The sequence below is a fragment of the Vibrio sp. K4 genome (assembly GCF_051122595.1).
GTDB classification, from domain to species: domain Bacteria; phylum Pseudomonadota; class Gammaproteobacteria; order Enterobacterales; family Vibrionaceae; genus Vibrio; species Vibrio owensii.
The window spans coordinates 624,662-648,529 of sequence record NZ_CP178577.1 but is presented as its reverse complement, the minus strand read 5'-3'; the positions used below and the strand labels follow the sequence as shown (position 1 = coordinate 648,529).

Here is a 23,868-nt window from a genome sequence, read left to right as displayed (position 1 = left end):
CTATTACCCACCCAAGATGCTCTTCAACATGTTGACGCACATGTCATAAGGCACAGACTCTTTCATGCGCTGCTGCAAGTACTCGTCCAGTTTTGGCTTGAGGGTGAATGCGCCATCGATAGCAGGATCGGTACCCGGTTTATAAGCGCCAATCGAAACCAAGTCTTGGTTTTTACGGCAAATCGACAACACCTGACGCACCGCTTTCGACATCAACACGTGCTCTTCTGTGGTGATTTGTGGCATAACACGGCTCACCGATTTCTCGACATCGATGGCTGGGTAGTGTCCTGCGTCCGCCATTTCACGAGATAAGACAATGTGACCATCGAGGATCGCACGTGACGCATCGGCGATCGGATCTTGTAGATCGTCACCTTCGGTCAGAACAGTAAAGAACGCGGTGATCGAACCTTGATCATCACCACCGTTACCAGCACGTTCCACCAAGGCAGGCAATTTAGCAAATACCGAAGGCGGATAACCTTTGGTTGCAGGCGGTTCACCCACAGACAATGCAATCTCACGCTGCGCTTGAGCAAAACGCGTCAGAGAGTCCATCAATAGAAGAACATCTAATCCTTGGTCACGAAAGTATTCGGCAATCGTCAGTGCAGTTTGACAGCCCTTCAGGCGCATCAAAGGCGAAGCATCGGCTGGAGCAGCTACCACCACAGAACGACGGCGTCCGTCTTCACCCAAAATCTCTTCAATAAATTCTTTTACTTCGCGTCCACGTTCACCAATCAGACCAACGACAACAACTTGTGCCGTCGTGCCTCGCGTCATCATGCCAAGGGTGACCGATTTACCCACACCAGAACCCGCAAACAGACCGATACGTTGACCTTTACCGACCGTCAATAAGCCGTTGATGGCTTTTAAACCAACATCAAGTGGCTCAGAAATCGGCTTACGCGCTAATGGGTTAATTGGCTCAGCGTTGAAAGAAGCGCGGTGATCGGTATAAAGCGGGCCAAGGCCGTCAAGTGGGTTACCCACACCATCAATCACACGCCCAAGCAGTTCCATACCAACGGGCAAACCCGCTTCGCTGGTTAAAGGCGTCACTTTCGCGCCAGGTAAGATGCCCGTGATTTGCTCACTCGGCATTAAGAAAAGGTTATCACCGGAAAAGCCCACCACTTCCGCTTCCATATGACCGGACATGGTTTCGACCAAACACAAACTGCCAATCGGAGCACGACAGCCTGTCGCTTCCAAAGTTAAGCCAACAACACGCACAAGCTTGCCTGAAGCAACCGGACGCGTGGTCAGCCCTTCAACTTTGTAGTTCTTTAAACGGTCAGCTAAGGCTTGCATGGATTATTCGCCCCCTTGATGGCGGTTTGCGCCACAAAAGCTGTTCAGCACGCTTTTCACGCGCTCTTCCATGCGGTAGTTAATGCTCGATTCGCCAGCAGCAATTTGTACATCACCACGATTTAATGCTGGCTCTGCAACCAATGTCCAATTGCGGCAATCAAGTTCTTCTTCGCCGTATGCGGAGCGGATGATCGCGACATCGTCTGGGTTCAGGTGCAAAGTAATTGGATGGCCAGAAATTGGCAACGCTTCGACAGATTGTTTTACGGTATCGAGAATAATTTGAGGGTTGGTTTGCACTTCCACATGCACAACTTCTTTAACTAGGCACAGCACCATGTCCACCAACTGCTTTTCAACCTGAGCGTTCATCAGCTCTAAAGGTTGAGCAAACTGGTTAGCCAAGTTCATGAAGGTTTCCACCTGCTGCTGGATGTACTCTTGCCCAGCGGTAACACCTTCCGCTTTACCGAGTTCAAGACCTTCTGCATGGCCTGCTTGAATGCCTTCTTCTTTGCCTTTGTCGTAACCTTGCTTAAAGCCTGCTTCTTGACCTTGATACAGACCTTCTTGATAAGCGCCTTGCTTGATCAACTCAATCTGTTCTTCTGTCAGTTCAAGCGCTTGTTCTTCTTCTGGCTCGTCAAAGTTTGGCACCCAACCTGGATCGTAGTTAAACGCGGTTTGCTTGGCTTGCTTTGCTTTCGGCTCACCATAATCAGGCAACCCCCAGCGCTGCGGTTCGATCATCGCATCGTCTTCATCAGGACGGATAAATCCACGTTTTCTATCGCCAGCCATGCTTAACCTACAATCTGTCTATGTTGAAATTGATTTTAAAAATAAAGTGCTTTGAAAAATGCGCGACTAAGGAAGTGCATTCCTCCCACTTAAGCAGGAGGAATAAGAAAGGATTATAAGAACTCGTCTGCGCCGCCAGACAGCATGATTTCGCCAGCATCTGCCATACGACGAGCAATCGCCAAGATTTCTTTTTGCGCCGCTTCCACGTCTGCAACACGAACTGGTGGCATTGCTTCGATATCGTCACGCATCATCTCAGCTGCACGCTTAGACATGTTCTTGAAGACTTTCTCACGTAGAGAGTCATCGGCACCTTTAAGTGCACGTTGCAGAACGTCTTGAGGAACGTCACGCAGCAATTTCTGAATACCTTGGTCGTCCACTTCCACCAAGTTCTCGAATACGAACATGAGATCTTGGATTTGTGTTGCCATGTCTTCGTCTTGGTCGCGGATTTGCTCCATCAAGATACCTTCGACGTTGTTGTCTAGGTAGTTCATGATTTCTGCTGCTGCCTTCAAGCCGCCAATCTTCGCTGCTTGTGCACCTGCTTGACCTGCGAACTGTTTCTCCATGATTTCGTTCAGCTCTGCCAGTGCCGATGGCTGAACTTCTTCTAGGTTGGCAATACGCATCATCAGATCCAGACGCACACGCTCTGGGAACTGAGAAAGGATTTCTGCCGATTGGTCTGCTTCCAAGTACGAAAGTACGATGGTTTGAATCTGCGGGTGTTCGTTGACGATGATACTTGCCACTTGGCGAGGGTCCATCCACTTGAGTGAATCCAGACCTTTCGAGCCAGTACCCAATAGGATTTGGTCGACCAAGTTGTTTGCTTTGTCTTCACCCAGAGCAGCCACCAGCGCATTACGCATAAAGTCTTCGCTGCCCATACCGATGTTGGTGTATTTCTGGATGTCTTCTAAAAACGCACGATGCACACCAGACACTTTGTCTTGGCTCAGATCTTTCGCGCGCGCCATTGCACTACCAACACGTTGAACCTGCTTTGGTTCCAAGTGACGGATGATGCCAGCGGCGTCGCCTTCGTTCAGGCTGAGCAGCAAAATCGCCGCTTTTTCTTCACCTGTCATGCTAGAGACATCAAACTCCGCAGGAACACCTACGCCATTTTCATCTTGAGGTACGATATCGTTAGCCATTTTCGTTCATCCAGTTTTTCACAACTTGAGCAGCAAGTTCTGGTTCGTTTGCTACCAGAGCACGTACTGCTTTAAGTACATCTTCATCTTTGTGAAGGTTAGGCAAATCAATGCTTGAACCAAACTCAAACAGTTCACCGCTTTCGATGTCGCTACCAATTAGGCTGGTTTCACCATCCGCACCAATTGGCAAGCCATCTGGTCCGTACATTTCGTCTTCGTCGGTGCTCGCAGGGTTAAGCAGTTTCTTCATTGCTGGGCGAACCAGAACCAAGATAACCACGATGATCACCAACGCACTCGCGAACCAACGAACCCAATCGTTGAAGTTTGGATGTTCCCAAATTGGTGGATCAACCATTTGCTCAAGCTCTGGCTCAGCAAACTTCACGCTAAGAACGTTTAGCAAGTCACCACGGTTTTGATCAAAACCAACGGTACCAATCAGCACTTGGCGAATGGCATTAATTTCTGATTCTGAGAGCGGCGTGTAAGTCACTTCACCCGTATCTGGGTTTACGGTGCGACGGTCTTTGATCGCTACCGAAACGGTTTGACGCGCCAATGTGCCAGTTTGCTTACGCTCGTGACTGATGGTGGTGTCGAGTTCAAAGTTACGGGTTGATTCTTTACGTACTGAGCCTTGGCCAGTCAGCGAACCGTCTTTCATCTGCGCCACATCTTGAGGAATCGACGCATCGGCCGGCGGTTGGTTACTCAGAGCACCAGGAATGCCCGCAACCATATTGCCGTTGTTGTAATCTTCTAGCGCGTATTCACTGCGCGTTGCTGGGGTATTCGGATCGAAGTTCTTACGAGTTTGCTCAACAGTGCTGAAATCCATTTGGATATCGACCTGAGCGGTGTAGTTACCAAAACCTAGGATTGGTAGGAGAACAGAATCAATCTTCTCGCGCAGCGCTTGCTCTTGGCTGCGCTCTAGCTCTTGTTCTTTACGACGAGCCGCAGACGCAGGGTCTTGAGAACCTGAGCTAAGCAGACGACCGTGTTGATCGGTTACTGTAATACGAGAGGTCTTCATGCCCGGAACAGCACTCGCCACCATATCAACGATGGAATCCACTTCTTGTTGTTTTAGGTTTGCGCCTGTAGAGAGCGTCAAAAAGACTGAAGCAGACGCTTCTTGGTTATGACGAACAAACACACTGTGTTTTGGCAGAGCGAGTAACACACGCGCTTTGCGTACCTGCTTCATCTCTTCAATCGCTTGCGCAAGTTGGCGTTCGCGGCTGAGCTTCAAACGTTCTTGTTCCAAACGTTGTGATACACCAAAGCCCATGTCTTGTAGCAGAATGTCATCGCCTGCCGCTGTTGCTTGGTTCACGCCCGCACGCACCATGCCCAGCTTGATCGAGTTGTAATCACTCGATTCCACAGAAATGGTGTTGCCATCTAGCTTGTAATTGATTTTTTGCTGGTCGAGGTAATCCAGCACTGGGATCAGTTCTTCGGTTTCGTATGCACCAAGCGGGCGCATTTCCGGTTCTTTCACCCAGAAGAAAAGCATCACGATCAACGCAACACAGATAGAGATGGACAGCACTAATACGACCTGACGAAGTAAATCGAGGTCCCCTACTGCCATATCGAATTTTGACGCACTGCGCTCTTCAAGATCTGGGTTTTGGCTATCCACATCCAAATCTGAGCCAGCGATCAGTGCACCATCTGCGCCGCCGTCAGTGACGGTTAAATCTGTAGACTTGTCTGCCACACTTATTACCTAAAATTACACTGGCATGTTCATGAGGTCCTTGTAGGACTCAACGAGCTTATTGCGGATTTGTACAGTGGCATCAAATGCAACACTGGACTTGTTACGAGCAATCATAACGTCAGAAAGGGAAACATCGGCATCACCACGGTCGAAACGCGTTTGCAGATCGCCCGATGCTTTTTGAAGTGAGTTTACGTTATTGATGGCTTTCGTTAGGAGATCACCAAAATCTGCCCCAACTTTCGCACCTGTTGCAACGGGAGCGGTATTGGTCGCTTCCACCATCATGGCGCGCATTTCTGCCTGAATACCATCAACTTTCATTGTCACCTCTAAGCCAAAAGTTTGACTATTAAATAAAACTGATTATTGACACAGCAATTACTGTGCCATAAGACAATAGTGCCGTAGTGTACCCACACTTTTGTCCTATGGCTATTTATGTGAATACTAAGCCGGAATATCGATACCAGCGTCACGCATTTTGGCAAGTTTATAGCGCAAAGTACGTGGACTGATGCCCAGCTTCTCTGCCATTTCTTTACGACGACCGTTACATTCGATCAGCGTTTCCAAAATGATCGCGTATTCTTGGTCACGCAGTTCACCACCGAGTCCTTCACCACCAGCGGCAACACGGTTGATAGATTCTGCTTGCGCGACTGGCTTAACATCTGGCACCACGACTTCTGCATTTTGTACAACACGTTGCAAGCTGCTGGCATCTTGCCAATCTACACCTTCTAGCAAAATGTGTTCTGCATCAATGTCACCGTTTTCACTCAAAATCAGAGCACGTTGAACCACGTTATCCAACTCACGAACGTTACCCGGCCATGGGTATTGAAGCAGCTTATCTAACGCGACTTGAGAGAACTTAGGCACTGGCATGCCCATTTTACTGCAATGGCGTTCAGCAAGGTGCTGCGCAAGTGGCGAGATGTCACCTTTACGCTCACAAAGTGCAGGCCATGAGATTGGGAATACGTTCAAGCGGTAGTACAAGTCTTCACGGAAGTTGCCTTCTGAAACGTACTGCTTAAGGTCACGGTTACTGGTTGCTAATACACGAACGTCCAGTTTGATGCTCTTACGGCTACCCAAACGCTCCACTTCACGCTCTTGAAGAACTCGCAGTAGTTTCGCTTGTAGGCTCAAATCCATTTCACTGATTTCATCCAGCAAAATCGTTCCGCCTTGGGCTTGTTCAAACTTACCCGGACACGCTTGAACAGCGCCAGTAAACGCGCCTTTCTCGTAACCAAATAGTGTCGCTTCCAGCATGTTGTCTGGAATCGCCGCACAGTTAATCGCAACAAAAGGACCGTCTTTACGATTTGAAGCATTGTGGATGTAACGAGACATCACTTCTTTACCTGAGCCGCTTGGGCCCAAGATCATTACGTTAGCATCAGTGCGTGCCACTTTGTCAGCTAACGCAAGTAGGCGCAGACTTTTCTCGTCCGCAACGACGGCATCACCGTTGTCATCACTTTTGATTGGTGCGTAACGGCTCACCATATTCAGCAAAACTTCTGGTGCAAATGGCTTTGCCATGTAATCAATCGCACCTTCTTTCATTGCCGACACTGCGTCTTCAATGTTTGCGTAAGCCGTCATAAGAAGAACTGGCAAGTTTGGCCAATTCTGTTTGATATTGCGTAGCAGAGCCAAACCGCCCATGCCCGCCATTTGTACATCAGAAACCACGATATCCACCGCGTTCGACTTCAGCTTCACTAAAGCGTCTTCTGCACAATCGGCTTCTAACCACTCGTACCCTGCCAGAGCCAGAGTATCCACTAGGGCTTCACGAAGACCTTCATCGTCTTCTACGATCAGCACTTTGCTTTGCGCCATTATGATTCTCCAGTAATTGTTATCGACAAAAGCCGCTTATTGCGCTTCTGCTTGCACTCGCTCTAGCGGAATGCACATGGTAAAGCAGGCTCCATCACCCTGCTCTGAAATAAGTTCCAATCGACCGTCATGGGCACGGCAAACCATTTGAACCACAGCGAGCCCTAACCCGGTTCCTTGAGAACGCGTGGTAAAGAATGGCTCCATGATTTTTGCTTGCAGTTCTTTTGGTACACCCGGACCGCTGTCTTGCACAGAAATGCGCAGTTCACCGTTCACCGGGCGGAAAAAGACATCTATTTGCGATTCCTTTCCAGACATCTGAATCGCGTTCATCACTAAATTACTCAGTGCTGAAGCAATGGCGTTAGCGTTGCCTAACAGCTCAGTGTTCTCTTCTTCGACTTCTAGGAAGTAGTCGATGCTGTTGTTCTTCAGCGCGGTTTCCACCATCGGCTGATATTCGGCAACAAGCTGAGCAATGTTAAAAGGCTTAATGACTTTATTATCACCACCTTTGGCAAAAAGCAGCATATCATTAACCTGCTTCTCCAAATCGTGCAGTCGATCCATTAATTTGCTTTGGAATCGCTCTCTTGTCGCCGGAGGGAGATTTGGCGCACCTAAATTGGATGCATATAGCATGGCGCTCGATAATGGCGTTCTCACTTGGTGAGCCAAAGAAGCCACCATGCGACCAAGCGATGACAAGCGCTGCAAGTCACTCACGCGAGATTGCAGCAAACGCGTTTCTGTTAGGTCAGTGATCAGGATAAGTTGACCCGTCGCAGAGGCCGAGATCGCCAAACGAACCTTACGGCCATTACGCAGTGAGACTTCATGACCATCATCTTCGCGCGGATCAAATACCACTTGGATGATGTTGAACCATTTCTCGTTGACCAGTGGGATCTCAAGGATACGGTGCGCTTCTGGGTTGGCTTCGCGTACCACACCGTGTGTATCCAATAAGATCACACCTGCGGGCATCACATCCAAAACCTGCTTATAACGCTCGACCTGATTCTCTACCGAGTCTAAATGGGATTGGTTGGTATTATTGTCCATTCACTGCCTGTCGAAATATCGCCATTTAAAAACTAAAATAGCTTGGTAAGCAATTAGCGTACCAAGCTATTTTCTATATTTATCATAGCGTTATACTAACGACAAGAAGTTGACACTAGGAAAAGTGTGCTTTTCTTGTCGGAAAAGACAACAAGCGCAATGGAAAGTGCTTACTTCGGCGTCAGATAAAACCTAGCGTTGTAGGTTGTATTTGCGCATCTTCTCCACCAAAGTCGTGCGTCGCATACCCAGCATGTCAGCAGCTCTTGCTACGACACCACCTTGTGCTTCTAACGCTTGGCTGATCATGTTGACCTCCATATCGGCTAGAAGCTCTTTCAAGTTCACGCCTTCTGGCGGTAAAGCTTGAGGGGCATTCATGTTGTGGTCCAGATCGCTTTGATCTTCAAAACTGAAGTTCTCAGAGAAGATGTCTTGGAACACGTCACGCTCTTGTTCTTCAACCGAAGTAAACGGGTTACCTTCTGGTTGGAACTCAGGAATATCACTGTAACGGTACTTGGTCGGCAGATGGTTTACATCGACCAAACTGTTTGGGTAGAGAATGATCATGCGCTCAACAAGGTTGGCAAGTTCACGAACGTTACCCGGCCAGTTGTGTTCCATCAACGAGTTAATCGCACGAGGAGTGAAGCAAATAGGTTGTCCGCCTTCTGCTTCCAAGCGCGTCATTAGCTCTTGTAACAACAAAGGGATGTCTTGCTTACGTGCTTTTAGCGCAGGCATCTCGATTGGGAAAACATTCAAGCGGTAGAAAAGGTCTTCACGGAACGTGCCGTCGTCGATCATAGTTTCTAGATCGCGGTGCGTTGCGGCTACAACACGAACGTTTACTTTGATCGTGGTGTTGCCACCTACGCGCTCAAAACAACGCTCTTGCAGAACACGCAGCAACTTCACTTGCATCGACATTGGCATATCACCAATCTCATCAAGGAAGATCGTACCACCCTCGGCTAGTTCAAAACGGCCTTTACGTGAGGTCAACGCGCCAGTGAACGCTCCTTTCTCATGACCAAACAGCTCACTTTCCAGAAGCTCTGGTGGGATCGCGCCACAGTTGATTGGCACAAACGGGCCATTACGATAGGCAGAATGGTAGTGAATGTTACGTGCGACGACTTCTTTACCCGTGCCAGACTCACCCAAGATCAGCACATTTGCTTCTGTGCCTGATACTTGTTCAATCAAATGACGAACTTCTTGAATGCCTCGGCTTTGACCAACAAGACTACGGAAAAGGGTATTTTTGCGCGCACTTGCGACGACATTAACGCCTTTGCGACCAAGGAAGTCTTTGCAGTGACGTAACGCCTCGCTAAGTTGTGGGTAGTTTAAAGGTTGTTCTAATTCACCGACAAAATTTGGCAAGTCATCGACAGGTAGTGGGAAAGAACCCAGAACCAGAAGGGGGATATGGTACGCTTCGTTGAGGTGGGTCATCACCGCTGTCGCAGCACGACCTGCAGAGATGTTACCAACAATGCAACCTGACCAAACGCTAGACCAGTCTACATCGCCTAGCTGATCAGAACTGACAGCTTCGCAACTTTCTCCAACAAATTCCAATATATTGCTTATATTCAAACGACTTGGTGCATCGTCATCGATTACAAGCAGCTTTGCCAAACCTTGCATAAGTAAGAATGATTGCCTTTATTATGGGTGTGTTGCGGCCAAACCTTGATTTGCGCAATTGAGTGTCAGAAAGGTGGGACCACTCTCAATTAACGATAGACAAAATAGGAAAATCAGCAACAAAAAAAAGCCATTAGGGGCCACTAATGACTTCTATTTTATTTGAATAAAAAAATAAGGCAACCAAGCAATAAAGAGGTGTGAGCTTGATTGTAACTTTACTGAACGACTTTCTGTGCAATCAGACACAATACCCTACCAAATAAGTAAGGTATTGTTTTATCTATTAAATGCCTACTTCAGCAGCCGTTAAGTTGTGAAACTCAGTTGGGATCTGGTCCCAAGCTGATTTGATCTCACGAATAATGTCGATAACATCGTCGATCGGTTGAGGATCGTTTTGGTGGTTCGCTGCCGAGATCTGAGTGATCATGAACTCGTAAAGTGAATCTAAGTTTGATGCAATATCACCACCGTCGTCCATAGACAGACAGCTGCGCAGTGCGATGATGATGTCCAACGCTTTACCCAGACGCTCACCTTTTGCAGGAATGTTGCCTGCTTGCATTGCTGCTTTACCTTGGATCAGACGCTCAATTGCACCCGCCATTAGCATTTGAATGACTTTGTGCGGAGAAGCCGCGCTCAATTGGCTGTCGACTGATACCTTTTTGTATGCTTGCAAAGAACCGCGCATAGTATTCCTCTTTTATATAAATTTTTTGTACTGCTGAAGCGAACGTTGACCATAACGGAACTTGTGAAGCTCTTTACCAACATTAGTGGTCTCGTTTTGCATCAGCTCTACAATTCTTTTGGTACGAATGAGCAAGTCTTGCCACTCTGCTTCCTGCTTGACCGATGGATTGCTTTCAACAATGGTTAGCAGGTTTTGCAATAACTGTTCCCTGATATCGACCAAACGTTGAATTTCTTCAGCGTTAAAGTCGACTTTTTCCAGTTCTTGCGTAATTAGTTGATCAATATCACTAATTTCAATGAGTTCGTTTTTCATCTATTGACCCAGCGCGTTCATCAACGCCCCCAACTGCCCTTGCATCTTACCTGTGGCGTCTTGCATTGCAGCGAATTTTGCGTGGGTACGTTTTTCTAAACTGTCCATGCGGCGATCTAATGCCGCTTGGTCGTCGCCTAATCTGTAGTTTTGTTCTGTCAGGCTCTTTTCGCGAGTACGGATACTGCCAGTAAAGCCCGTGATGCCTTGAATCGCATCTTCCACACGTTTGGCAAAACCGGTGTTGCCGCCAAAGAACTTCTCTAACTCGTTAAAGTTGTTGTTCAGTTGACGATCCAACATGTCGTAATTGATTTCCAACGAACCTTGGCGCGTGGTGGTAATACCGAACTCAGTTAAAGATTTCAGATCTTCTGGGGCTTTCTCAATGGATGTTGAGAACACCGATTTTAGGCGTGCATCGGCGTTACGTACTGTGCTATCGCCCGCGAGCGGCCCTTTCTGGCCTGTTGTCGGATCGACGCTAGCGAGCGCTTTTGAGGTTTGGTAGAACGAGTTGTACGCTGAAACAAAGTTTTCGATGTCTGCGCGAACGCTTTGGCGGTCGTACTCAACGCCAATTTCAGCTGGAGGCTTACCCAGTTCGGATTTGCCTTTCAACGTGAGGTTTACACCTTCAATGGCGTCTTCAATCACGTTGTTATGGCTCGACAGTTGTGCAACGCCATCAAGCATCACTTGCGAATCCTGACCCGCTTGCACTTCAGTCATGCCTGAATACACTTCAAAGGCTTTTTGCGCTTCTGCGATCTTTGCCTCTGCGACATCAATTTTCTCAAGACGCTCACGCTCTTCAGGCTCTAGTTTGGCACGATGGATTTGTTTCGCTTGCTCTTCCGTTAACTCGCCACGCTCAACCTTTTTGTCAAGCTCTTGCTTTTCATCGGCAATCTTTTGCTCGATTTCAGCTTTCTCTTGTTCGAGCTGTTGCTTGGCTTCTTTGGTCGTCACGTACGAATCGGTTAGCGTTCCAGATGCGGCATTGTTCCAACCCGGTACGTCTGGAGCTTTAGCAATGGCTTCTTCGTCCAACTCTAATTCTGGCGGACGGTAAGAGTCGAGAAGTGTACCTGAAGCGGTTTCAGTCCAGCCTGGGATACTGTCTTGCGGGCGCATACCCGCTCGTTTATTGGCAGCATCAATTGCTTCTTGCCCTGCTTTCGCCGCAGCGGCACCAGCTGCAGAGATCGGTTCATCCGCTGCGCCATCTTGCGCATTCTCTGCCGCTTTTTGTTCTTCAGGAGGTATAGGATTGCCGTTTGCATCCACCTGCTCAGGTTGGTCTGCATCGGTCTTTGACTCTGGTTCTTTCAGCGGGCCAAGTACGGCTTCTGCCGCTTCACGAGCTTCTTCAAGCGCGTTCACTCGGTCTTCCAGAGTTTTGTATTCGAAATGTTTCAGGGGATTACCGGCTTCGGCTTCCACACTGACTTTGATTTGATGGTCCTTGCCTGAAAGGTTTGAGGCAAGGATCAAACGCGGCCCTTCTACGTCGTTAATTACGGAAGCACGTACGCCAGGGTTATCCTTAGCGCCGTTAATTCCACGAACGACATCAACTAGCTTGGAGCTAGAACGGACATTAACGTCGAAGGTGTCATCACCAAGAGAAATCTGCAGCTTACCAGCACCAAACTTGGCGTCTTCTGGCAATACGTCAGAAGCCACTTTATGGCTCTGTGCAAGCTGCAACACATCGATAGCATACTTACCGGCTATAGCGTCAGTAGTTGCGGTTGCGGATACGATTTTATCATCGGTGGTTTCTACCGTACGAACGGCAAAAGCCTTCTCCTGACGAAAATTCGCCATGAGATTTTTCATCGTATCCAACGATTCTCTGAGTCGCCCATAGGCACTGATGCTGGCGTCAATTGTCATACGCTCGTTGTCGATGCGTTGCTGCTTTGGCACACGCTCGGCATCTACAATTTTGCTGACCATGGAATTGATATCCATGCCGCCAGACATCCCCAAAGGGCCTAAACTCATCAAATCACCTCAAAAACGACTTACACCTTTTCAACTAACAAACCGCGGTTAGCTGTGTGCTCAGCTAGGCGACGCAATACCACGAGCATTTCTTCATCAGGGATCTGACGAATTACATCACCAGTTGTGGCTTCGTAAATCGTCACGACGTCTCGGCCCGATTCTTCATCGACTCGAAACGCTACCCCTTTATTCATGGCGCTCACAAATTCATTCATTTGCTCGACCATTTTTTCGCGTTCTTCTTTGTTCAGCTCTTGGCGAGATTCCGCCATTTCAATCGCAGCTTGAACAGAGAGTTCGCGTTCGGCATCGTTCGGTTTTTCAACGGGAACGGTGCCGTTAGAACTTGCTGTGCTAGGCGTGCCTATGCCATTTTCTTTAGCAACTTTTGTGCCACTCGGTGTGCCGTAAGGCTGGATGTTCGATGCGTAGGAGGATATTTCCATTACAATCTCCCTTCCACCTTATGAGCTAACGATTAGGTCTATCGCTTTGGTGATGGTATCACTAGGCTGAGTCGACCCAATTAGCCCAACAAGCTCAGCGCTGCAGATGGTGACTGCTTCGCTTGTGCCAAGATTGAAGTACTTGCTTGTTGAAGGATTTGCGACTTAGTCATTGCTGTCGTTTCCTTCGCGTAGTCAGTATCTTTAATACGGCTGTTAGACGCGTTAACGTTCTCGTTAATGTTGTCTAGGTTGCTGATAGCGTGGTTGAAGCGGTTTTGGAATGCACCAAGAGACGCACGTTGGCTGTCTACTGATTTTAGTGCGCCGTCAATGATCGCTACTGCTTCTTGAGAACCTGCAACTGTAGTTACGTCGATGTCTTTAACCGTTACGTCTTTTGCATCGCCGAAACCAATTTCACCCGCTAGGTTGCCAGAGAACTCAACATCGCCAGTTACTTTTTGAGAAGCAGCAAATACTTGTAGCTTACCGTCTTCGCCTACTGATGCTTTCACATCGTCGCTCTGACCGTTGATGTAAGTTGCTAGCTGCTCGATATCATCGCCTTGTTTCGCGTTGATAGTCAGCTCTTTCTCTTCACCTTGCTTGTTGGTGTAGCTCATCTTAAGTTCAGTTTTGTCACTTACTGTCCAAGACGCGTCTTTACCATCTTCTGCTGCGTAGCTCTTGCCGCCCATTGCAGAAGTATCAGAACGTAGGTTACCCATAGAAAGCATTACTGCTTCACCAGAGTCCGCACCGATTTGGAAAGATTGAGTACCGTAAGTACCGTTAAGAAGCTTGTTACCACCGAAAGAGGTTGTTTCAGCAATACGGTTTAGTTCGTCGTTAAGTGCTGTAACTTCTTCTTGGATCGCTACACGTTCTGATTTTGAGTTCGAACCGTTCGCAGATTGAAGCGATAGGTCACGCATACGTTGTAGGATGTTGGTAGATTCATTCATTGCACCTTCAGCAACCTGTGCAATAGAAATACCGTCGTTCGCGTTTTTCACAGCCATGTCCAGACCACGGCTCTGTGCGTTCAAACGGTTAGAAATCTGTAGACCGGCAGCATCGTCTTTCGCGCTATTGATTTTATAACCCGAAGACAAACGCTCCATTGATTTTTGTTGACCTTCAGCCGCTTGGTTTAGGTAACGCTGTGCGGTCATCGCAGAAACGTTAGTATTAACGTTAATCGCCATAGTTGATCTCCTTAAGGCTTTAGTTGATGCACCGTCGTGTCTCTCACCTCACTTAGGTACATCTCATTTCTCTCAGTCCCTTTAACGGCGGCCTATAAATATCCTTTAGGAGAAATTTTCAATTTTTTGCGATTATTTTCTTTGGCTTACTGAAGTGTGATGAATCTCTAATATTGTAACTGGAAGTAACTCAAGCTTGTCCAAACCTCAAAAACAGACGTAAAAAAACCCAGCCGAAGCTGGGTTTACTCGCTCATCTCTCACCACGAGCCAATGAGGTTCTTCTCTTAGGTTAGAAGTTAACCTAGAAGACTTAGCGCTGAGTTAGGCGCTTGTTTCGCTTGCGCAAGGATTGAGCTTGACGCTTGCGATAGAATTTGTGACTTGGTCATTTGAGTCGTTTCTTTCGCGAAGTCAGTATCTTTGATACGGCTCTTCGACGCGTTCACGTTCTCGTTGATGTTATCCAAGTTGCTGATTGCGTGGTTGAAACGGTTTTGGAAAGCACCTAGCTCTGCACGGTGGCTGTCTACGTATTTCAATGCCGCATCAATGATAGCCACAGATTCTTGTGCGCCACCTACTGATGTTACGTCGATAGTATCAACCGTTACTTTCTTGCCGTCGCTTAGACCTAGCTCACCAGATAGGCCACCTGAGAATTCTACGTCGCCTTCAACTTTGTTATTACCAGCGAAAACTTGCAGTTTGCCGTCTTGGTCCACTGACGCTTTTACTAGGTCAGTTTGACCGTTGATGTACGTCGCTAGCTCTTCGATATCATCACCCGCTTTCGCGCTGATGTTGATTTCTTGCTCTTGACCAAAGCTGTCAGTCAGGCTGATTTTCAGGTCGTTTTTGCCCGCTTCAACGTTCCAGTTTTTGTCTTTACCGTTTTCAGCTTGGTAGCTCACGCCGCCCATCATTTTGTTGTCTGAGCGCATGTCTTTTAGGTTAAGCATTACTGCTTCACCGTTGTCCGCACCGATTTGGAAAGACTGAGTGCCGTAAGTACCGTTAAGTAGACGGTTACCACCGAAAGATGTCGTTTCAGCGATACGGTTTAGTTCGTCGTTTAGTGCCGTTACTTCTTCTTGAATCGCAACACGCTCAGATTTTGAGTTAGAGCCGTTCGCAGATTGAAGAGATAGGTCACGCATACGTTGCAGGATGTTAGTTGTCTCGTTCATTGCACCTTCAGCAGTTTGTGCAATCGAGATACCGTCGTTCGCGTTACGAACAGCCACATCCAGGCCACGGCTTTGTACGTTCAAGCGGTTCGAGATTTGAAGACCCGCAGCGTCGTCTTTCGCGCTGTTGATTTTGAAACCTGAAGACAAACGTTCCATAGAAGTTTGTTGTGCTGAGTTTGCGTTGTTTAGGTAACGCTGAGCGGTCATCGCTGATACGTTTGTGTTTACATTCACTGCCATGGTGATTTCTCCAATTGATTTTCCGATGTAGCGGTTTCCGACGTCTCGGAAAACCAAGTAGTTCTCTCAAAGTTACTTTTATTAACGGCGCATGCCCTGTTTTCTTTAGAAAAAATTTTAGATTTTTTTGAAAATAATTCGTTTGGAGAGGTAATCGTGACGAAGCGGATAAAAAAGCAAAAAAACTTTCATTTTTCGCTAAAGCTTCTTTTCGAATTGTCGATACAGGCTGATTTTGCGTTAAATTCGTGTGGTGCGAACCATTAACCAAGCAGCGTCAAAGCAAGGTTTGGCGCTTGTTTTGCTTGCGCCAGAATAGAAGTACTGACCTGTTGTAAGATCTGCTGCTTCACCATTTGCGTGGTTTCTTTGGCGTAATCAGTATCTTGAATACGGCTATTCGAAGCCGCTAGATTTTCATGGATATTATCCAGATTATTGATCGCGTGATTAAAGCGGTTTTGATACGCACCTAACTCAGCACGATGGCTATCAACGTACTTCATCGCAGTATCTAGGACGGCCACGGCTTGTTGTGCACCACCGACAGAAGTAATGTCGATGTTATCAACCGCATCGTAACCTTTTAGCTGCAACCCAAGTTCACTCGCTAAATCACCTGAAAACGATAAAGTGCCTGAAGTTTCTTCTCCAGCTATAAATAGCTGTAGCTGACCCTCTTCATTCACAGACGCAGTAACTTTGTCAGTTTGACCATTGATATAAGTCGCAAGCTCTTCGATATCGTCGCCAGCTTTGGCATTAATTTGAATGGTTTCCGTTTCACCAAAACGATTAGTAAATGACATACTAAGATCATTCGCACCGTCTTTTACTTTCCAATCAGAGCTTGCACGTCCGTTTGCAATGTAACTAAAACCGCCCATATCAATGCCATCACTGCGCATCGACTTTAACTCAACTTGCACGGCTTCACCTGACGCTGCGCCAATTTGAAATGCCGACTTGCCAAAGCTGCCATTGAGCAGTTTACGCCCACCAAAAGAAGTAGTTTCCGCAATACGATTTAGCTCATCGTTCAGTGCCGTCACTTCTTCTTGCAATGCAGTACGTTCCGCTTTGCTGTTTGAGCCATTAGCTGACTGGAGCGACAAATCACGCATACGCTGCATGATATTGGTCACTTCATTCATCGCGCCTTCCGCAGTTTGCATGATGGAAATGCCGTCGTTTGCGTTACGCACGGCAACATCCAAACCACGCATTTGCGATTGCAGACGGTTGGAGATTTGTAGACCTGCAGCGTCATCCTTTGCGCTGTTAATACGCTTCCCTGAAGACAAACGCTCCATGGATTGGTTCAGCATGTCGGTTGCACTGGTCAAATGACGCTGTGCGACAAGTGCTGCCACATTGGTATTAACGGTGATCGCCACAAATATTGGTCCTGAAATTAAGGCTTTGGATACTTATCGACCAAGTTTCAGAAAGGTTTAGTGTTTTTTGGAAAAGAGATCGAGAAGTAAAAAGGCGGTTCGTAGTGTGGACAGGTCAGCGTAAACAATAAGCTTACGCTGACTATGTAGGATTAGAGTGCTTCTGCCGGTTTAGCAGGTTTGCGCGTAAGGTCTTTTGGCGTCTCTTGCGTCGTAATATGGTCGTATTTCTCGGTCAGATGATCCTGAATCTTTTGGTGGTAAGCGCCGTTGAGTTTGTAGAAGCGGAAGTACACAACCAAAGCGATAGCAAAGAAGAACGCAGGCAAACCAACCATGATGCATTGCATGCCAAAGACGGTTTCAGGGCTTTGTTCCATGTTCGGTACATAATCCACTGCGGTCAGTGCGATACCAATGAAGAAAGCCGCAAAAGCTGAACCAGCTTTAACCACCAGCGTTTGTACTGAGTACGCGATGCTCTCGCAGCGTGAACCTAGCTTGTACTCACCGTAATCCACTGTATCCGCCACCATAATGACGTTCAGTACCCAAAATAGCGCCGTACCGATTTGCAATAACACACCCGCTGTAGAAATCAGCAGAATGCTTTGCTTGTCGTACATGCCTACGTAGATAAGAACTGCACTGCCTAAGATTGGGAAGCTAGACGCACATGCCCATAACACTCGACGTGAGAACATTTGCGCCAGTTTAGGGAAAAGAACCAGAGTAATAAGGTTCGCAATACCAGCGTAAGCCATGTAGTAAGGGAAAAGTTCCTCATTACCGACCACATAGGTGAAGTAGTAAACCGCAAAGGCTGTGATGATGTTGGTTGCGAGGTTGTATGATAGTGCCATACAAAGCACGCTCGTTAACTGGTCATTTTTGTAGATAAGCGAGAGGAGCTTCTTCAGTGAGACTTTTTCTTCCGGTTTCGTCACGTCAAGATTGCTGGTTGAGTAACGCTCTTTCACGTTACGTAACGTGATATACGTTGAGACGAGGAAACAACCGACAAGCAAAATCGCAAACACTTGGAAGCCAAATCCTTTGTCGTCGCCACCGACATAATTAACGAACGGCATTGCGATAGCGGCGGTAACAATCCATGCAAGACTGGCAAAGAATCGAGGGTACGGTACAAGCTCTTCACGCTCACGTTTGTCCAGAGTGAGTGTCGGAACCAGTGACCAGAAAGGAATATCCATTAAGGTGTAGGTCATGCCCCACAAAATGTAAGTCACTGCTGCATAAGCAACAAGCCATGGTCCTTCGATGTGATGTGCACTAAACAACATGAGCAACACCACTGAATTGGTGATGGTGCCAATTAAAATCCAAGGTTTAAATTTACCCCAGCGTGTGCGGGTATTGTTCACGATCCAGCCCATAATTGGGTCATTCACTGCATCCCAAATACGCGCAATTAAGAAGATGGTTCCCACCACGGCAGCCGAAATACCAACAACATCGGTGTAGTAGAACATCAGGTACATGTAAACGATGGTGATAGCGAAGTCTTTACCAAATGCGCCAAAGCCGTAGCTTAGCTTGGTATTCATAGAGATACTCATTTGTTACTCCTTACGCCCCCTCATCGAGAAGGCGCAGTATATTCACGTTATTGTCGTTTTTATTGATATTGGTTTTGTGATTCTGGATTTACTGATGCACCCACGCAGGCAACCAACCTTCGTGTGCTTCAATCAAGTCATCAACAAGGGCATAAATCTCTTCGAGTCCAAGCACTGCCGCGGTATGAGGATCAAGCATGGCGGCATGATAGATACGATCTCGGTTTTCAGTGAGGATGGCTTCCGTCAGCAGAGTCTGAACATTGATGTTGGTCTGCATTAATGCCGCTAAGTGATTTGGTAGTCGGCCTGCTTTGATAGGTTGAACGCCATTTGCGTCGACCAGACAAGCTACCTCCACACAACAACCTTGTGGCAAGTTGTCAATTAACGCTTCATTCTTCACGTTGCCGTAGATAACACTTGGCGTGCCTGTCCAAATCGAGTTCATGATGGTGCTCGCGTATTCATGCGACTCTTTGACGGTGATTTGATCCGCGTTTTTGAAGTCTTCGAGGTCTTTTTTCCAATCAGCAATTTGTTCTACACAACGTTTAGGATATTCATCAAGTGGCACTTTATAACGTTCGATCAGATCTGGGCGATTTGGTTTGATGAAATATGGGGTGTATTCAGAAAAATGTTCTGATGATTCCGTTACGAAGTAGCCCAGCTTCTTAAACATCTCGTAGCGGACTAGGTTGGTGCAGCGACCGTTGTGATGCAAACCCGGCTTCGGCGCTTTGCCCGATTCAAATGCCTCAAGCAGATCAGGATAAATATCGACATACTCCCCCTGCTCGTTTTTCTTTTCGAGTGTCAGGTAGTAAGCCATGTGGTTGATGCCTGCACAGGTGTAACGAAGGTCTGAATATTTGATATCAAGGTCGCGAGCCAGTTCCTCCGCCGTCCCTTGCACGGAATGGCACAAGCCCACTTGTTTGATGTGAGGGTATTTCTCATACATCGCCCATGTGTTCATCGCCATTGGGTTAACGTAGTTGAGCATGGTGGCATTTGGACACACTTCAGTCATGTCTTCACACACGCTCCAAAGGTGAGGAATAGTGCGCAGTGAACGCATGATGCCGCCAGGGCCTAAGGTATCGGCGATGGTTTGCTCCAAACCGTGACGCTTACAAACCTCAAAGTCCGTTACAGTGCATGGCTCATACCCACCGATTTGGAATGCGATAACGACAAAGTCTGCGCCTTGCAATGCTTCTTTTTGGTTTAAGTGACAAGTGATCGTCCCCGTCGCACCGGATGATTCCATCAACTTGCTTACGACTAGGTGTGATTCCTCCAAGCGGATTTCATCAATATCCATCAAGGCAATTTGCGCCCCTTTGAAGGCCGGCTTATGGAACACATCGCCAAGAATGTTCTTCACAAAAATCGTAGAACCCGCACCGATAAATGTGATTTTAGGGCTTTTCATAGTTGAATCCTTTTTGCTTTCAAACTTTTGTTTCGATGCATTTAAGTTACACCTGTCGCAAGGCCGAATTCGTCTCAGATAAACCAATCACTCTCCCGTTTCCTAATATTTAAAATCAACCAATAAAAAATCTTAGGAAATGGGATATTTTTGTGTAAATCACGGATAAGGAAGGTGGAAAGATACGCTGAGGCTTGCTAGCACGGCGATTTAAATCACATAACCAAAATCTTATAAAACAGAGTAATCGGTGTTTTTGAAGCTGTTTAGAGTTTTGTTTCAACAGATTTAGTACAAAGAACTTATACAGTTTCCTAAGAGGTGGGCAATGGCGAAGGTAGAGTCCAAGGCAGAATTAGATACATTGAAAGTCGTGATTCAAGATAAGTATTCTTCCGAAACGGTTTCTGTAAGCCCACTTTCGCTGTACTCATCTTATGAAAAAATCGATATCGAGCTTAGGCCGCCCCACTCTATGCCGGGTTATCACTGGCACGGACAAGTAGAGGTAAACATTCCTTTTGGCGATGATGTCGAGTACATCATTAACGGCAGCCCAGTCGTGGTGAAAGCAGGCTCGATAGGATTGTTTTGGGCGTCAGTACCTCATCGACTCACCAACCCGGGCAAGAGTCATAATATGGGGATCATCAATATTCCGATTCACCACTTTATGTCTTGGACGCTAAATCGAGACTTCGTCAATCAGATCACCCATGGTTGTGTGCTGCAATCAAACGCCAGTTCATTAGTCTGCGAGTTTGAGTTAGCACGCTGGGCTAAAGAAATAAACCACTGTTCGGAAAGTCGCCAGCAATTAGCGATCGATGAAATTGGCTTGATGTTAAAAAGAATGTGTTTAGATGGCTGGCAACAACTGAGCATCAATCGACAAGAAAAATCGACCAAGAAAGGTGTCTCCAAACACTCGCAGTTTTACGTCAGTCAAATGCTGGAATACATTGCCACCCATCATAACCAGCCGATCACGATAAAAGACATAGCAGAGCACATTGGGCTGCACACTAACTACGCGATGAACGTGTTCCAACGAACCATGCAGATGACCATCAAGCAATACATCACGGCAATGCGGATTAACCACGCCAGAGCGCTGTTGAGTGATACCGACCGAACAATTTTAGATATCGCGTTAACGGTAGGTTTTAATTCTAGCAGCCGATTTTATGAGACTTTTCAGAATTATATTGGTGTAACGCCAACGCAATATCGCAAGAAGTCACGCGAAGATCATCGCTGGAGCAGTCACAGTACCAGCCCACTTTACGAACTAGAGAAAGGCGCCATTGATGGCAAAAGACCACTGACGGTCAGTTAGTCTTATCAGGCAAGAATGAGAGGAAACAAAAAAGGCAGATCACTCTGCCTTTTTAATCATTGGAGGGTTAGCGAAGAATTACTTAATCGCCAATTCCGCTAGCATTTCTTGTGAAGGAGCGAAGAAGTACGCACCGGTTACCGCTTTAGTGAAGCGAAGCAGTTGGTCAGTCTTACCATCTGTCACACCGTACATGCTCTCAAGCATCACTTTGATGTTGTGGATAGTGTTGCAGTAAGAGATGAACAGCAGACCATGTGCGCCCGTTACTGTGCCGTACGGCAAGCTGTGACGAACAATCTTAAGGCCTTTGCCTTCTTCTTTGATGTCTACACGACCTACGTGAGAAGCAGCAGGAACATCTTCTAGCTCGATAGAATCTGGCTTAGTACGGCCAATTACTTTCTCTTGTGCAGATACGTTCAAACGGTTCCATGCAGGAAGGTTGTGCTCAAAGCGTTGAACCATAACGTAACTACCACCAGCGAAAGCACCGTCTTTGATCAATGCTACGTCAGCACGTGCGTCGCCTTTCGGGTTCTCTGTACCATCAACAAATTCTGTCATGTCACGAGCATCTAGGTAACGGTAGCCGTATGTTTCGTCGACAATTGTTACGTCTTCTGCTGTGTTCACTAGGAACTTACGCAGAACGTAGAAGTGCAAATCGTGGCGCGTTGAATGACAGTGGATCAACACATCAACGTCTGATGCCGGAGCAATCACGTCACCTTCACCCAATTGTGGGAAATCAATCAACTCTTCTGGCATTTGCATGTTTAGGTGCTGCCAGAAAGACTTAGTGAATGCGATAGAAATCGTTAGGTCTGCACCTGGTTGGTTCGCATTGAGCTCTTTTACTAGCTCAGGTAGCGCTTTTAGTTTCGCCAGTACGTTTTCACGGTTTTGGTTCACTTTTAACTGAGTGTAAAGTGCAAATGGTCCTGCTTCAGGCACAATCGCCGTTTGAGCTTGTGACATTGAGAAATCCTCTATACATTGCCCCATGCGGGAATTTTTTGTTCTTAATTCTTCGATGGCTGTTCTTCTTTGTGCTCAACTTGTGGCACGTTAAAACAGTCTTTCACCCATCTTCCATTAAAAAGATAGATCATAAACCAAGCTAACAGGGTAATAGTGAGCGCGTTTGCCCAGTTGAATACACCATGTTCTAAGTAGACATGATACATGGTCTGAACCAATTGAATACCGCACAAGATCAAAGTCATGGCACGACCATGCTGCGTAATTTGATTCACCCAACCTCTGTCTGGATGACGTAAGCCCATCAACCACATCAATAATAAACTTGGAATACCCATCGATAGTCCGAGATATAGCGTATTTGAGTCGGGATAAACAATCGATAATATCTTGCTACCGCTGTCTCTACTCACTCCTGCCATGGCAAACACCACCCAAGAGCGCGCTAGGAACATCCACCCTAGCCATAACATAATTGGCGCTTTCAAAAATCCATGAGCGTCGTACTGATCAAATGAGTAACGCACAATATCGTCTTCTTAGTTTCATAAAAACGCCACTTTAACTGATCGCTTCAGAGTTGCAACCCAGCAAAGCTGAGAACTAAAGTTCATTTCATCATCTTACGCAGGTAAACTAGGTTTAGATTTACAGTGACGTCGATGGAAACATGAAGAAGAAAAACACAGCAGCACCCGTTCCTTCCCAAGAAACCCAAACTGAAGCTATGAAGATTGCTAAATCCACGCAAAAGCCAGGGCAAACCAAAGAACAGACTAAACTGATCGCTCAAGGTATTGAGAAAGGCATTGCTCAGTACAAGAAGCAGCAGAAAGAGCGTAATCGACAAGCCGATAAAGCGAAGAAAAAACAGCAGAGAGAGAAACAGCGCCAAGTCGATGACGTGGTTGAACTAGATTCAGCAAACGTTGAAGCACCAACGAGCAAACCTGCCGTCTTACCTTGGGCGCTATTGGTTTTGAGTTGGGCAGGTTTTGCGGCTTACATCATGATGGGGAAATAGCATGCAACGATATGTGATGATAGGAAGCATCGCATTGGCTTTGATGGGGTGTTCATCACCATCCATACTGCCAACTGAACTAGGTAGTGATGTGCAGATCCGCATTGATAGCCAGTTCAATCCAGATCAATGCGAGTACCTAGGTGAAGTCACTGGCAGCGAAGGGCATTGGTATAATTACTTGTTCTACACCAACGATGCCATGATGCATGGCGCGATGGCCGATTTGAAAAACAACGCCGCTTTGCTCGAGGCCGACACTGTTTACATGGTTTCACCCCAAGACTTTGTGACTTCTTTCAGCGTGCTAGGTACTGCCTACCGCTGCCAATAAGCGTTTTCCAGACGTAAAAAAAGCCAG

General features: G+C 47.0%; 22 protein-coding genes. 3 read left to right on the top strand and 19 right to left on the bottom strand.

What is annotated here, in order from left to right:
• Positions 1–3: 3 nt before the first annotated feature.
• The 17 genes from fliI to ACLIIY_RS02950 all read right to left on the bottom strand — a co-directional run bounded on the left by fliI (position 4) and on the right by ACLIIY_RS02950 (position 20,160).
• A complete protein-coding gene (gene fliI / locus ACLIIY_RS03030) occupies positions 4–1,323 on the bottom strand; it encodes a flagellar protein export ATPase FliI (RefSeq protein ID WP_005433019.1) in 1,320 nt (439 codons plus the stop codon).
• A gap of 3 nt (positions 1,324–1,326) precedes the next feature.
• Positions 1,327–2,127 (bottom strand): flagellar assembly protein FliH, encoded by an 801-nt coding sequence (fliH, locus tag ACLIIY_RS03025; RefSeq protein WP_039842490.1) that lies wholly within the window; start codon positions 2,125–2,127, stop codon positions 1,327–1,329.
• Between the two features lie 113 nt (positions 2,128–2,240).
• Complete coding sequence (gene fliG / locus ACLIIY_RS03020; RefSeq protein WP_005438679.1) at positions 2,241–3,296, bottom strand: flagellar motor switch protein FliG; 1,056 nt, start codon at positions 3,294–3,296, stop codon at positions 2,241–2,243.
• Positions 3,289–5,031 carry a flagellar basal-body MS-ring/collar protein FliF gene (gene fliF, locus ACLIIY_RS03015; protein ID WP_005438677.1) on the bottom strand — a complete coding sequence of 581 codons (1,743 nt, stop codon included), beginning with the start codon at positions 5,029–5,031 and terminating at the stop codon, positions 3,289–3,291. Before fliF ends, fliG begins: the two co-directional genes overlap by 8 nt.
• 15 nt (positions 5,032–5,046) lie before the next feature.
• The gene (gene fliE / locus ACLIIY_RS03010) at positions 5,047–5,358 is read right to left on the bottom strand and encodes a flagellar hook-basal body complex protein FliE (protein ID WP_005438670.1); all 312 of its coding nucleotides are present in this window, start codon (positions 5,356–5,358) and stop codon (positions 5,047–5,049) included.
• Between the two features lie 126 nt (positions 5,359–5,484).
• Positions 5,485–6,894 (bottom strand): sigma-54-dependent transcriptional regulator, encoded by a 1,410-nt coding sequence (locus tag ACLIIY_RS03005; RefSeq protein ID WP_041057872.1) that lies wholly within the window; start codon positions 6,892–6,894, stop codon positions 5,485–5,487.
• 36 nt (positions 6,895–6,930) lie between these two features.
• Positions 6,931–7,962 (bottom strand): sensor histidine kinase, encoded by a 1,032-nt coding sequence (locus tag ACLIIY_RS03000; RefSeq protein ID WP_005438668.1) that lies wholly within the window; start codon positions 7,960–7,962, stop codon positions 6,931–6,933.
• 192 nt (positions 7,963–8,154) lie between these two features.
• Positions 8,155–9,621, bottom strand: coding sequence for a sigma-54 dependent transcriptional regulator (locus ACLIIY_RS02995; RefSeq protein ID WP_005438666.1), 1,467 nt, complete (start codon positions 9,619–9,621; stop codon positions 8,155–8,157).
• A 286-nt stretch (positions 9,622–9,907) separates the two neighbouring features.
• On the bottom strand, positions 9,908–10,318 hold the full coding sequence (gene fliS, locus ACLIIY_RS02990) for a flagellar export chaperone FliS (RefSeq protein ID WP_005438665.1): 411 nt from the start codon (positions 10,316–10,318) through the stop codon (positions 9,908–9,910).
• 12 nt (positions 10,319–10,330) lie between these two features.
• Positions 10,331–10,636, bottom strand: coding sequence for a flagellar protein FliT (locus tag ACLIIY_RS02985; RefSeq protein WP_005438664.1), 306 nt, complete (start codon positions 10,634–10,636; stop codon positions 10,331–10,333).
• Complete coding sequence (fliD, locus tag ACLIIY_RS02980) at positions 10,637–12,649, bottom strand: flagellar filament capping protein FliD (RefSeq protein ID WP_354393818.1); 2,013 nt, start codon at positions 12,647–12,649, stop codon at positions 10,637–10,639.
• Positions 12,650–12,669: 20 nt separating this feature from the next.
• Entirely contained in the window at positions 12,670–13,098 is a 429-nt protein-coding gene (gene flaG / locus ACLIIY_RS02975) for a flagellar protein FlaG (protein ID WP_009707380.1), read from the bottom strand.
• Between the two features lie 80 nt (positions 13,099–13,178).
• Positions 13,179–14,309, bottom strand: coding sequence for a flagellin (locus ACLIIY_RS02970; RefSeq protein WP_009707381.1), 1,131 nt, complete (start codon positions 14,307–14,309; stop codon positions 13,179–13,181).
• Positions 14,310–14,608: 299 nt separating this feature from the next.
• On the bottom strand, positions 14,609–15,742 hold the full coding sequence (locus ACLIIY_RS02965) for a flagellin (protein WP_005438659.1): 1,134 nt from the start codon (positions 15,740–15,742) through the stop codon (positions 14,609–14,611).
• Between the two features lie 263 nt (positions 15,743–16,005).
• Positions 16,006–17,139 carry a flagellin gene (locus tag ACLIIY_RS02960; RefSeq protein ID WP_434528097.1) on the bottom strand — a complete coding sequence of 378 codons (1,134 nt, stop codon included), beginning with the start codon at positions 17,137–17,139 and terminating at the stop codon, positions 16,006–16,008.
• Positions 17,140–17,291: 152 nt separating this feature from the next.
• Positions 17,292–18,719 carry a melibiose:sodium transporter MelB gene (gene melB, locus ACLIIY_RS02955; RefSeq protein ID WP_434528096.1) on the bottom strand — a complete coding sequence of 476 codons (1,428 nt, stop codon included), beginning with the start codon at positions 18,717–18,719 and terminating at the stop codon, positions 17,292–17,294.
• Between the two features lie 88 nt (positions 18,720–18,807).
• Complete coding sequence (locus ACLIIY_RS02950; RefSeq protein ID WP_434528095.1) at positions 18,808–20,160, bottom strand: alpha-glucosidase/alpha-galactosidase; 1,353 nt, start codon at positions 20,158–20,160, stop codon at positions 18,808–18,810.
• Positions 20,161–20,488: 328 nt separating this feature from the next.
• Between ACLIIY_RS02950 and melR the strand changes: the two genes are divergently transcribed.
• The gene (gene melR / locus ACLIIY_RS02945; RefSeq protein WP_434528094.1) at positions 20,489–21,499 is read left to right on the top strand and encodes a transcriptional regulator MelR; all 1,011 of its coding nucleotides are present in this window, start codon (positions 20,489–20,491) and stop codon (positions 21,497–21,499) included.
• 78 nt (positions 21,500–21,577) lie between these two features.
• On the opposite strand, the gene ACLIIY_RS02940 is transcribed toward melR, so the two are convergent.
• Together ACLIIY_RS02940 and ACLIIY_RS02935 are read right to left on the bottom strand one after the other, a co-directional pair.
• Positions 21,578–22,480: a Dyp-type peroxidase gene (locus ACLIIY_RS02940; protein WP_434528093.1), complete on the bottom strand. Its 903-nt coding sequence runs from the start codon at positions 22,478–22,480 to the stop codon at positions 21,578–21,580.
• 44 nt (positions 22,481–22,524) lie between these two features.
• Positions 22,525–23,010, bottom strand: a complete 486-nt coding sequence (locus ACLIIY_RS02935) for a DUF2919 domain-containing protein (protein ID WP_027726641.1) — start codon at positions 23,008–23,010, stop codon at positions 22,525–22,527.
• 143 nt (positions 23,011–23,153) lie between these two features.
• Here ACLIIY_RS02935 and ACLIIY_RS02930 point away from each other — a divergent pair, with 143 nt between their 5' ends.
• Both ACLIIY_RS02930 and ACLIIY_RS02925 read left to right on the top strand, forming a co-directional pair.
• Positions 23,154–23,507, top strand: coding sequence for a DUF2956 domain-containing protein (locus ACLIIY_RS02930; RefSeq protein ID WP_005436875.1), 354 nt, complete (start codon positions 23,154–23,156; stop codon positions 23,505–23,507).
• A gap of 1 nt (position 23,508) precedes the next feature.
• Positions 23,509–23,841: a DUF4156 domain-containing protein gene (locus ACLIIY_RS02925; RefSeq protein WP_038895719.1), complete on the top strand. Its 333-nt coding sequence runs from the start codon at positions 23,509–23,511 to the stop codon at positions 23,839–23,841.
• Positions 23,842–23,868: the final 27 nt, after the last annotated feature.